The organism is Desulfobacterales bacterium (assembly GCA_030066985.1).
In the GTDB taxonomy this organism is placed as follows: domain Bacteria; phylum Desulfobacterota; class Desulfobacteria; order Desulfobacterales; family JAHEIW01; genus JAHEIW01.
On sequence record JASJAN010000075.1, the window covers coordinates 1 to 11874 of the forward strand.

The 11874-nt window shown below is 45.6% G+C and carries 11 protein-coding genes; 2 read left to right on the forward strand and 9 right to left on the reverse strand.

Annotated elements, in window-relative coordinates; all coding sequences use genetic code 11:
- Nucleotides 1-480: aminotransferase class V-fold PLP-dependent enzyme (locus QNJ26_22385; protein ID MDJ0988301.1), on the forward strand; the 480-nt coding region annotated here is incomplete at its 5' end.
- A gap of 787 nt (nucleotides 481-1267) precedes the next feature.
- Here the strand turns inward: QNJ26_22385 and QNJ26_22390 are convergent.
- Complete coding sequence (locus QNJ26_22390; GenBank protein ID MDJ0988302.1) at nucleotides 1268-2404, reverse strand: DUF389 domain-containing protein; 1137 nt, start codon at nucleotides 2402-2404, stop codon at nucleotides 1268-1270.
- A 319-nt stretch (nucleotides 2405-2723) separates the two neighbouring features.
- Nucleotides 2724-3827 (reverse strand): HesA/MoeB/ThiF family protein, encoded by a 1104-nt coding sequence (locus tag QNJ26_22395; protein MDJ0988303.1) that lies wholly within the window; start codon nucleotides 3825-3827, stop codon nucleotides 2724-2726.
- A gap of 207 nt (nucleotides 3828-4034) precedes the next feature.
- On the opposite strand from QNJ26_22395, the gene QNJ26_22400 reads away from it, so the two are divergent.
- Complete coding sequence (locus QNJ26_22400) at nucleotides 4035-5354, forward strand: tetratricopeptide repeat protein (protein ID MDJ0988304.1); 1320 nt, start codon at nucleotides 4035-4037, stop codon at nucleotides 5352-5354.
- Nucleotides 5355-5452: 98 nt separating this feature from the next.
- Here QNJ26_22400 and QNJ26_22405 read toward each other — a convergent pair whose 3' ends face one another.
- From QNJ26_22405 to QNJ26_22435, 7 genes are all read right to left on the reverse strand, one after another.
- On the reverse strand, nucleotides 5453-6004 hold the full coding sequence (locus tag QNJ26_22405; protein MDJ0988305.1) for an OsmC family protein: 552 nt from the start codon (nucleotides 6002-6004) through the stop codon (nucleotides 5453-5455).
- A 296-nt stretch (nucleotides 6005-6300) separates the two neighbouring features.
- The gene (locus QNJ26_22410) at nucleotides 6301-7476 is read right to left on the reverse strand and encodes a serine hydrolase domain-containing protein (protein ID MDJ0988306.1); all 1176 of its coding nucleotides are present in this window, start codon (nucleotides 7474-7476) and stop codon (nucleotides 6301-6303) included.
- Nucleotides 7477-7529: 53 nt separating this feature from the next.
- Nucleotides 7530-8978 carry a serine hydrolase gene (locus QNJ26_22415; GenBank protein ID MDJ0988307.1) on the reverse strand — a complete coding sequence of 483 codons (1449 nt, stop codon included), beginning with the start codon at nucleotides 8976-8978 and terminating at the stop codon, nucleotides 7530-7532.
- 50 nt (nucleotides 8979-9028) lie between these two features.
- Entirely contained in the window at nucleotides 9029-9769 is a 741-nt protein-coding gene (locus tag QNJ26_22420; GenBank protein ID MDJ0988308.1) for a head GIN domain-containing protein, read from the reverse strand.
- Nucleotides 9770-10148: 379 nt separating this feature from the next.
- Nucleotides 10149-10910: a hypothetical protein gene (locus QNJ26_22425; protein ID MDJ0988309.1), complete on the reverse strand. Its 762-nt coding sequence runs from the start codon at nucleotides 10908-10910 to the stop codon at nucleotides 10149-10151.
- A 97-nt stretch (nucleotides 10911-11007) separates the two neighbouring features.
- Nucleotides 11008-11421 carry a hypothetical protein gene (locus tag QNJ26_22430; GenBank protein ID MDJ0988310.1) on the reverse strand — a complete coding sequence of 138 codons (414 nt, stop codon included), beginning with the start codon at nucleotides 11419-11421 and terminating at the stop codon, nucleotides 11008-11010.
- Nucleotides 11422-11537: 116 nt separating this feature from the next.
- The gene (locus QNJ26_22435; GenBank protein ID MDJ0988311.1) at nucleotides 11538-11708 is read right to left on the reverse strand and encodes a hypothetical protein; all 171 of its coding nucleotides are present in this window, start codon (nucleotides 11706-11708) and stop codon (nucleotides 11538-11540) included.
- Nucleotides 11709-11874: the final 166 nt, after the last annotated feature.

Consider the following 11874-nt stretch of genomic DNA (forward strand, 5'->3'; position numbering starts at 1 on the left):
ATGGCGCTGGTGATTATTCACAAAGCGCTTCTGGAAAACTGCCGCGATGACCTGCCGGCCTATTTGTCGTACAGAACTCACGCCGGGAAGGATTCGCTCTATAATACACCACCGGTTTTTGCCATTTATATGATGAAACTCACCGTTGACTGGGTTAAAGAAAAGGGCGGGCTGGCAGAAATGGAAAAACGCGCCCTGGCGCGTTCTGGAACGCTGTATGACACTATCGACCGCTCCGAAGGCTGGTACCGCTGCCCGGTGGACACAGGCTCCCGCTCTCGCATGAATGTCTGTTTCCGTCTGCCGACCGAAGAACTGGAGGCCAAGTTTATCGCCGAAGCGCTCGAGGCCGGTTTTTCAGGCCTTAAAGGCCATCGATCGGTGGGCGGTTGTCGGGCGTCGATGTACAATGCCATGCCGGTCGAGGGCGCTGAACGGCTGACGGAGTTTATGCTGGAATTCAAGCAAAAAAATGCCTGATTCAAAGTTTCTAGTGTCAGTGATTTTGAATTTGACAAAAAAGATGGATTCTTGCATAAAGAGTATAAAAAAGGGGGGTATGGGTAACGGAACCCATATTAATATTAACCATCGGCTGCATAGCACTTGAATTTCGGGTCGAGTATACCTTCCCTTTGCCTTCAACTATCCGGAAGGCATGTGATTCATATTTTCACAACCATCGAATAGACTGGCGTAACGCATTCAGGTAGATAATAAATTACACCCTTTACCGGAGGGCTTATGTCTTAAACTAACCCCCTTTTCTTTTTTGAAGGAAGGGGTTTTTTATTGGGTGCAACATGGAAAAAAATATATGCCAGGCCAAAACCAAGAAAAACAAACCGTGTAAAAACAGTGCAATTGAAGGTTCTGATTTTTGCCATGTCCATGCAAAACCACATATGGATTTTCCGCCTGTGAAAATTACGGCTTACATATGTCCCTATTGCGAGGAACCTATCAGAAAGAATGCTGAATCGTGTGAGGTTTGCGATGAAACCTTTAAAATATGCCCTTATTGCGATGAACCACTGAGGCAAGATGCTAAATTATGCAATTTTTGCCAGCTCTACCGCCCACCCATTCAACCCATCCACAATGATGTGGAGAACTTTATGCCGATCCAGCAAAGCAGCTCTGCAGACGGTGCAAGCCTTTCCTTTGGGATCCTATTTGTCGTACCTGTGTTTCTTTTTGTTGTATTTTTATTTGTGGTGTTGACTTATATGTTTTCCTACTAAATAGTCCGCATTTTTTCATTTTATTACTCACTAACGGCTTGGTTCTCATCTGTTTGTGGTTCAGAATGGTGCGAACTGTAGCGCCTCATATCGGCCGCAATGATGTCGACATCCAATTTCACAGGTCTGCCAATATCTGCCTGAAGGTGTTCCCGGAACATGTCTGTTCGTTTTTCAATACTGACGGCAGCCCTCTCGGTATACTCATCAATGGGGAAAATACCATCAATATTGACGTGTGTAACACCGCCTTGGTGGGTAACTCTGATCGAATTTATTTTAACCCTGCCCGTTATGATGTCGGGCCGCGTCACCGCAAGCTTAGCGAAAAGGCGAACGACCCTGTTCTTCACGTACATATCTTGCAGCGCCTGATACAAAGGATTAATCAGAACCGTGGATATACCCACCAACAGCACCAAACCGATCAGCGCTTTCTTCCACTTGCCATAGCGCTGGAAGATAAAAACCAACATTGCGAACACAACGATTCCAAAAAAGTTGGTCAGAAAGAGCAGAAAGGAGCCGGCGGCAATATCTGTTCCACCAGCGTGGAGACCGAATTTGCTTAATGACAATCCTGCCTCGGCAGCGGCTTTACGCCCCAGGTCCAAACCAATCCCGGTTACAGCCAGTGGAGGAACCAGGGCGACCGCAATGGCAACGCCTGCGATTGAACTGATAATGCTTTTGCGTGTGTGGGCAAAGGCGGCCGCCGCCCCTGCTGCCACCGCAACACCAAGGTCGATTAGCGTCGGTGATGTGCGGTTCAGGATTTCGGAGCCGGTGATTCGCATCCCAAACAGATGTGTGATGAGGAATGACAGTGCCACCACCAGGATCACACCGGCAATAACGGTAATAAATGATCGAAGGACCAGCACCCGATCGAATGCCACCGCGCCGAACGCAAAGCTCATTATGGGGGACATCAGCGGCGCAACTATCATGGCGCCAATGATTGAAGGGGCGCTGTTCGCAATCAGACCCAGTGTGGCGATAACTGCGGCGAGTGACAGCATAAAAAAGAAGCCAAAGGAGGGAATTGAGGCTTCATGCATATGAGACGAAAGCTCGGTGCCTGGAACGGCGTCCTCCACAAACACTGCCCAGTCACCCGTAAGTTGTTGCAATGCCCGAGACAAGATTGATTTTTTCATATTGATATGACCTCCTTATAGCATTGAGGATACCGCGTAATTCGTTGTAAAATCTTGGCCAAACAAAAACAGCATAAGTGTCGAACTGGCCAAATCTATAAAATATAGATGCTTAGACAATCTATGCTTGGATTGTCAATTAATATTTAAAAGCCAGATTTGAATCCGTTTAGCAATCTGATCCAAATCTCTCAGAGTGTGCAGAGATGAAAATAGAGGTTCTTAATGTGTGGTATAACGGGATTCTTCCAACTTGTTTAACAACCTGTGCTAACTCTAACATAACCGAAGTTTTGAATCCCATAAGAACGTTGCGATATCATATTTTTTGCGGCAAGATATCGGAAGGCAGGCCAAGCCCTTCGACCAAGATAGACCGATAGATTTCAAACACTTTTTCTTTGATCTCCTCTTTTGTGTCAGGAGGGGTTTGGGCAATCATAATGCCGCTTGTAAGCATACAGGCCTGAATGTCTCTGGAAGGATTGAAAGCGGTGCCAAGCTGTCCGGTTGATTGAATCACAAATTTGTTCTTTTTTAGCGCCTTTTTGAGCTTAGCCAGATCAATGCTGATTCTGCGGTTGGGAGACAGGACAAAGTTACGGCGCCCATCCCGCGCACAGGTTTCCTCAAACAAACGGTCGACTATTTCTTGCGGCGGGCCTGCTGGATTTTTCCCGCAAACCCTGCAGCCTTCCACCGATTGCATATTCACAATGATAAACTCAAATTCTCTGAGATTGATGTACAGTAATTTGTTATATAATTTGGGTTCCTGTCCGGTTAAGAGCCTGACCGCTTCTGAAACCTGTACTGAAGAAACAATGCCGAGGACCGACGGATGCACTCCCACCACCCCGCACACCGGGAGGTCTTCATCCTTGAGCCCGGGCATAAAACATTCCAGGCAAAACGTTTGGTTGGGCAGCAGGGTTGATGTATTTCCAAAGGCCTCGATGGCAGCACCAAAAACATAGGGGACCTTAAGCTGGTTGCAAATGCGATTGACCAGATACCGGGGCTCGGGCCGATCCAGCCCATCAATAACCACATCCATTCCGCTGATGATTTCCACTGCATTGATTGAATTCAGTGACTCGGGAATGGGCTCAATCTGCACATCGGGATTGAGCCGATTTAATTTTTGTTGTGCCATCTCGACTTTCGGCATGCCGACGCATTCGGCATCGTAAAGATGCTGGCGGTGAAGATCGGAGCGGGAAACAATATCCCTGTCAACGATGCGCAGATATCCGATACCCATACCGACCAGCTGGGTGGCAATCGGTGATCCCAGACCGCCGACACCAACAAGGCACACCTTGGCATTGCGCAATTTAAGCTGTCCATCATAACCGATGTCAGCTAGCACAATCTGGCGTGAATAAGTTTCCAACTCTTTCTCGGTAAGATCCGGCAACATTCTTTGATGTCCTGTATGTCTCACTCGCACGGCAAATGGTAATTCTTAACCCATATAATTATTTATCTAATACTAATGCCTTGTATTTTCAAGACAATTTAGAGTGCTTTTGAATTACAAGTTGACATGCATTGGTGTTTCTGTCATTTTCTGAGAGCTTGAAAGTATGGTTATTTATCCTCCAATATAGATGATGCGCTTTGCCATATGGGACCTTCACCGCCTTCCATAGCCGTGCTCGCATTTGAAGACCTGAGCCCCGAAAGGGATCAGGAATATTTCTGTGATGGGATTGCCGAGGAGATTATCAGCAATCTGGCTCGCATGGAAGGTATTCGTGTCGCCTCCCGAACCTCCTCTTTCGCTTACAAGGGTAAACCTGAAGATATTCGCAATATCGGCAAACAGTTAGATGTTAAAACCGTTTTAGAGGGCAGTGTCCGAAAAGCAGATGATCGACTGCGTATTGCCGCCCAGCTGATCGATGTTGCCGATGGCTGCCACCTTTGGTCCGAACAATTCGACCGCGAGATGGCAGACATATTTGACATTCAGGTGGAAATTGCCCGCAATATCTCACAAACCTTGAAAATCAAGCTAAGTGAAAAAGAAAAGCATGCCATTAAACGGCTGCCAACCGAAAATATCGATGCCTATGATTTTTACCTGCGCGGCCGACAGTTTTTTTACCGGCATAAGCGCCAATATATGCAGCACGCCATTGAAATGTTTTCGCGAGCGATCGCCCAAGATCCCTCTTATGCGCATGCGTACGCTGGCAAAGCAGACTGTCACTCGTATTCCTATTATTTTTTTGGCGGCTCGCATGCGGATTTAGAGCAGGCCGCGAAAGACAGTCAAAAAGCGCTTGAGCTCAATCCTGAGCTGGCGGAGGCGCACGCTGCCCGCGGCCTGGCGGTATCGCTTATCAGAGAGTACGAGGAAGCCGAGCAGGCCTTTGAAAATGCGATCAGGCTGAATCCCAGCTTGTTTGAGGCCTACTATTTTTATGCCAGCACCTGTTTTTTGCAGGGTAAGTTTGATAAAGCCATCGAACTCTTCAAAGAGGCTGGGCGGGTGAATCCGGACGACTACCAGGCGCCGGCTTATCTGGCGTTTCTCTACCAGATGACCGGGCAACTCGAGCATATGGCGCCGGTGCTGCAGGAGGCGTTGCAAAAAATTGAGAAACGACTGGCTTTGAATCCGGACGACTCGCGAGCCCTCTATTTAGGCGCTGGTGCATGGGTTCGTTTAGGTGATCAACCCCGGGCGATGGAATGGATCAAACGGCTGGCCGCCACCGAGCGGCATGAGCCCCACCTGCTGTATGGGATCGCCTGCTTGTATTCAATGACCGGCAAGATTGAAGAGTCGATCTTTTATCTGAACAAAGCAGTGGAAGCAGGTTTTGCATACCGGTTGTATTTGGAAAGAGACGGTGACTTTGATCCGATCCGATCTCATCCTGGATACAAAACGCTTATTGAAACGCTTAAGATGCGTGAAAAAGGTGCATCAGCTTAGGACAATAGGTTGTCTAAAGTCAGTGTAAGTGGACCGTTGATTTATTAAAGTATCAATTTATAAATTTTCTATATATTAAAAATATTATTACATATTAATTATTTACTTTCTATCTGAATTTCCACATCCGTGCCCTTGGACGTCACATCAAAAACCGGCGAAAGCTTGCTTAACGCTTTCAGCCTGTTCAAATTTTCAGCATCGGTCTTGACCTTAAATTTCACGCGGATGTTTTGATATCCTTTGCGAACATCATTTGAAAGTCCTAAAAACCCACGCAAATCAAGATCGCCTTCCAGTTCTGATTCCAGCTCATCGATCTGTATACCCCGTATGGCAGCATGATACACAAGCGTAGACGTTAAACAACCTGCCAGCGCATTGAGCAGGTGCTCGACTGGATTGGCACCGATGTCTTTGCCGGCTAGAACGGGGGGCTCGTCACAGTCGAGTTCAAAGGTTTTGAGATGCGAAATTTCTTGTTTGGTACCGTAAAAATTGCTGACTGTTGAATGGTTGTGGCCACCGCTGATCCAGTTATTGTGAAGGCGAAACTTGAATTTAGCAAGGTCAGGTTGTTCCTCGATGGCTTTAACCGCATTCTCCACCGTCGTGACATTGACACCATTTACGATTTTATCTTCAGACATATTAATGCCTCCTTTTCATTGAATTTCCATGTACGGAACTTAATGCGGGTTTTAAACAAAGGTCCTACTGATGATCATAGACGGGAAAGGTCAGGAGTAGGTAAGATTCCATATCCTATCAGAAGATGAAATGCAGAACCTCTTGCTATGAGGCTATGTATAAAATAAGCAAAGTCAAGTCAGACAGCTCGTAAAGAGTTTTAAACGCCAAGAAGTTCATAAACATGCTTCCCTTGCTATGAGCCAACCGCTATTTTCTTTGCGCGTTTCTATTCTGAAAATGTGAGATTCGTTTCCTAAAACGCTTTGAGAAATGATACGGCAAATGGCGATCTAAGCACATCACCGCTGCCGAGGTGAAAATCAGCACTGGCCCCTTCGCTGTTGGCAAAAAGAATAAAGGTAACGTTTTTCTCAGGAACTTTTAGGATTAATGATGAATACGCTTTGGGTGCCCAGCCGTAATGCCAGACGAGTTTGACACCGTTATGCTCCTGCACAAACCAGCCCAATCCGTAAGGCAGGGATTTTCCACTGCTTGAGATGGTATTGGTGAACATGGCCCCTTTGGCGTCTGCTGAAACAATCAAGTTGCGGTCCATGGCGATATCAAATTTGGCCATATCCAACACGGTTGTCACAATCCCGGCTGATGATGACAGGGTAATTGGATAACTCGAAGGCGTGAATCCTCCGCCGAATCCTGTTCGATAGTATTTTGCGCGCTTCGCCAGGATTTGTTCGCGGCGTTTTTCGGTGGTGCTGGGAATGGTGTCTGTCATTTCAAGGGGCGCAATAATATGATCAACAACGAGTTCGGAATAGGGCTTGTCGGATACTTGTTCGGCAATTAGTGAAAGAAATCCGAATAAAAAGCCATTGTAGCGGTAAGTTTCGCCGGGCTTTCCCTGGGCCGTGTGCGTGAGGTGGTGCCGGACGGTGATATTCTCTTTATCGCAGCGATAGTCTTTTAATAAAAATGCATATTCGAATTGAGGATCTCGGCTATATTGCCTTATCTTCCTGCATACTGTGGCATAACCCTCGAAGGTACCGACGTCATAAGTAAAGCGTGAATTTTTCAGGGAATCTGCGATAGATGTATCCAGGTCCAGTCGTTTTTCTTCAACCAGTTTCATCAAAATCGCAGCTGCAAAGGTCTTTGAAAGAGAGGCAATGTTATAAGGCGTATCAGGAGTGGCAGGTATCCTATTTTCAAGGTCGGCGTAGCCAAACCCTTCAGCAAATACAACCTGTTGATTTTGAAGGACGGCTACGGACAGGCCGGGGATGCGGTTGTCTATACGCAGGCGCTCCATTTCCTCATAAAAGAATTGAACTGGATTTTGATCGGGCGCGAGGCTGGGGGTGTTTGCCGATGTCTGGGCGCAGGCTGACAGCAGGGGTAGAAGCATTGATAAAATAACACTGACGATAAAATAGCCCAAACAATTGGTCAATTTATAATTCATGTCGAAATCTCTAACCCTGATTTTTTGATTTCGCATCGACACGCCCAATCAATTCAGGGGTCGGAAATGGTAAATTTGCCATATAAGGTGCCTGTTGGATCATATAATGCCAGCGTATCTCCTCTTTGAAAAATGGTAAAATACGCCTTTATGCCCAGAATATCGAAGTAAAACCTGTTTCTGGAAATCCAGCATCTTCCTCGAAATTCCAGTTTTTTGGATACTGAAAGTGTTAGTTGTCCTTCTTTCGAGCAGGAAATGACCAGCAAATCTCCCCCGGGGAATAACCCATTATTAGACCCAATCCATTTGTTACCATTTGTTAATAGTTTGTTTAGATCGCCTGTGGCGAGCCTGACGCCCTTGGCCGCTTGGGCAGATGGGTCATCGCCGATTTGCGATTCCCCTGCTGCTGAAAGTATAAGCCATAACAGTCGACCGATTTGGTGATCCATCGGTTTTGGCCCCTGTTCATCCGTATTAACCCGGTGAACCACAACCAATTTTCGATACGGCAGTACGAAAACTCTGTGACCACCCCAACCGGCAGCATAGTAGCTCTGTGCTTTAACGTTTACATTAGCCAGCAGACCACGTTTAACACCGGTCCACCACATATAACCGTAGCCACCGTCTTTCCCTCTTTTGGAATGGCTGGCCGTGCTCTCTTTAACCCAGCTGGTTGGGACAATCTGCTGATCCTGCCATTTGCCGTCACGCAATAACAGAACCCCCAAACGAGCCAGGTCACGGGCGCTTACCCGAAAGAGATAGTAGCGGTGCGGCGAATAAGGCCCATTTTTATAATCCGCACTGCTCAAATAGCGACAATAGCTGACATCAAAATCCTCCATTTGAAGAGGCCTGGCAAAACGCCTTTCAAACTCCTTAAATATTTTGGCTCCAGTTTCCTGCTCAAAAATTGTTCCCAGCGCATTAAAATCCCAGTTGTTGTAATACCAGAAACTGCCGGGTGGGTGGCTATGACGCTTGGGACGCATCTTGCGCATCACCGGGCTTTCCCCTAATGCCGGGATATAAATACCGGATCGCGCTTTAATCAGATCACCGACCGTGGCTTGCTCTTCTTCGGCGCTCAGTGAAGGTTCCAAGCGCTTGATATTCAAATCCGCTATTGTTTTTGATAGATCCATATGACCTTCTTCAACGTGGACACCGATGAGCGCGCTGAGTAGGCTCTTGCGCATGGAGTGGCACTGAAATCTCCGAGTGATGTCACCCCAGGCGTCAACAACGACGCCGTCATCCACAATCATTACAGCGGAAGAGCCGATCTGTTTTGAAAAGGCGCGGGCCTCAGCTATTTTTTTGGATGACCACCCCAATACTTCAGGTGCTTCAACCTTGTGCCAGTGCTCAGCTGGAAATACGCCAGTGGTTTTACCGTCACAGGGCGACCATTGCGGCGACGCGGTGCACGCCGTCAGCAAACTGAATATCAGGCAGGCTAATAAAAATTGCTTAAATTTTGGATTGTTCATTGGTATCTTCCGTATGCTGCCGTTAGACAAATTTCTGATGTTGGTATTTCTCAATTCCGGCTTTCCAATTTGCCCGAGCCGCTGATCTTGCTAGTGATGCGCGGATGGCCGCTATAGACGACATCGCCGGCGCCCGATATTCTGGCGTCCAAGGTGTCGGTGGCGTTTATTCTGCAATCACCCGATCCGCTGACTTTCAACGATACATTCCGGGTATGCATATCAAAGGCATTGATCTTACCGGATCCGCTGATAGATGCATGATGGCGATTGGTTTGACCACTAAGATTCATTGAACCGGATCCAGAAATATTCGTTTCTAAATCTGTCACGTCCAATTCCAGAGCCATATCACCGGAACCGCTGATTTTTGCGTAAAAATCATCAGAGACAAACCGGCTTTTTCCAATAACATCACCGGAACCCGAAACAGCAATGCCTTTGAGGTGTGAAACCGAAATATCGAATTCCAGTGTGGTGGGCTTGAGGTTGTAATTCCCCTGGGAGATGACCAATTGGTCGGCGTGCACTTCTGTTTCAATCAGGGGCATGATATTGTCATCGGTTTTAATGGCGACTGAATGACTCTGGCTCTGAGTCAATACAACCCGACCGATGCCTTTGAGCTTAATGGTTTCAAAATCAGGGAGCTGCCGCTCCTCTGTGACGACATCGCCCGAACCTCTTACAGCTTTTTTGCCGCATCCGTTTAAATCAACAACAATGCAGCCGGATGCGATAACTGCAACTAAAAGTGAAATGATTAAAATTGGTATCCATCTGATTTTCATTATGTCCCTCCATGAATCCCTCCGCCCTGCAGGCCGCCAGGGGAGGGAAGATAAAGTTTCACTTATGCAAAAGAGATCTACAGTATACTTAGCAAGGGATGTGCCAGGTGTTTGGGAAAGAAGATGTGTTTTTGAATATATGAGTTTTGATTCAAAGCGGATTTAAAAATTATGATATCCCTGTAAGATCGCGTGGTTTAAAGAACGGGAAGGGTAGGATGGTGGTTCGCTTGCAACGCTTTATAAAAGTGATTGTTTCTATCTGATGCCGGGGGATTTGATGTTTTTGGCAAGCCACAAATACTGTACGCTGGTGATACAACGGCTGTACGCCAGCGGACAATGATCCATCTTAAAATGATGCATCATAAGCTCGTTATCAGCGGTTTAGAAAATCTTCAATGATGGGAACCAGATCCATATAGTCTACTTGCATTTCCTTTTGTAGATCTTTGGTTTGACCATCTGTATAAGAAAGTCCAAATTGGGTATGAATCAATATCTTTTTTTGGTTACAGTATTGTTTGAGGGACGGTTTTGCCATATTGGCGATTAAATACGCATTGTTTTCGATACCCCATTTAAAATGCGGTCCGTCGCCGCCACTATCACCCATCAGAATGATGTTGTTTGCAGGTATATTAAATAGTCGCATGGCTGCTTCGGTATGTTTGCCTTTATCCGTTGTTTCAAAAAGATCGTAGACATGGTGTGGATCAGTATTACTTTTCGGGTAACGAACCATTGGATGCGCCGATAACAGAGGTACCTCAGGCATCAGGTTTTTTACGAAAATCCTTTGGAAATAACCGATCATTCCCGTGGTGTTAATCATAAACAGGATGTTTTGGCTTTGGCACCACTTGATGAGTTCCGGAACCCCTTTATACGAAGCAAACGCCTCTTCCAGATACCGATCCATCTGGTTTTCGGCAATGGGCGCGGGCAGTAATTGCTGTATTCGTCGGGCTGCCTGACCCAAGGACATGAAATTGCCCGTATACTGCTTAAAGATCGCTTCTAATTCTGTCGCCAGTTGCGGATAGCTAAAGGAAATAAAGTCAAATGGGCCACAGGGTGCAAGGCACTCATTCCAATCTGCTGAGATAAGGGCTTTATAATTTTTATGTTGATGGTGCATTTTAGATAGAAGCTGTTTTAATTGTAAATCGATTTACAAAGGGGTTACCGCGTGAATATGTGACTATAGTATTCTGATTCTGTCAAGTGGTACTATTTCAACTGCGTACAAAACTAAAAACAACCGCTTCCCGTTCATTGTCAAATGAGGTAGGCCTTAAATGTGTGCCTGGAACACCAGTCATCAATGTTAATGAGTTGCCGTCAATTTCATAAATGCCCAGCAGTGTTGCTCCATTGTGGATATGAATGTGGCTATCACTAAATTTCAAATCAATTTTTTTTAACAAACAGTTATTGTTCAGTTTAAATTTGCCAACATACCACATGGATAGATCTTCCCGAATCAGGTAAAACTGATTTTTAGTAACGGTTAACGTCCAATCGACCAGAGGTTTCCGAATATCGCACCCCTCCCAAGTGCCCTCCAGAAGGGTGTGCTGATTACATGCAGTCAGTAAAATTCCACCCAAGCATAGAATCACCATTAAGTTAATCGTGTTGGATTTCATCAATAATTTTTCCATAACGCAATTTTTTTCATTCTAATCGAGGCATCATACCGGTTGAATTTGATCAACTACGAATAACCAATAACAAATAACCAACAGTTCTATGACCTGTTTTATTAGGCTGCTTTTGCATAATAAGAGCTTTTTTCTATCGAAGAGTTTACGGGAATTCTTGTTCTGAGTTTCTGATTTAACTTTTTTAAATATTCTGATTTTTTACCACCAAAATTTTCTGCCAGATCTTTGGCTATCCAGACATTAAGCCGTGCTCTTTCTTTTAAAGACATTTTATTTATCCATAGATTAGTTTGTGGGTGTAGAAATTTGCAACTTAAGTAGGATTCATTTTTATATGATTTCCAAAAAGTAGAGCAAAGTGCATGCCAATGAAAAATGTCTAAACTTCAGAATGTCTAAAATGTCTAAAAATAAATAAAAAAATGATCTGAAGGT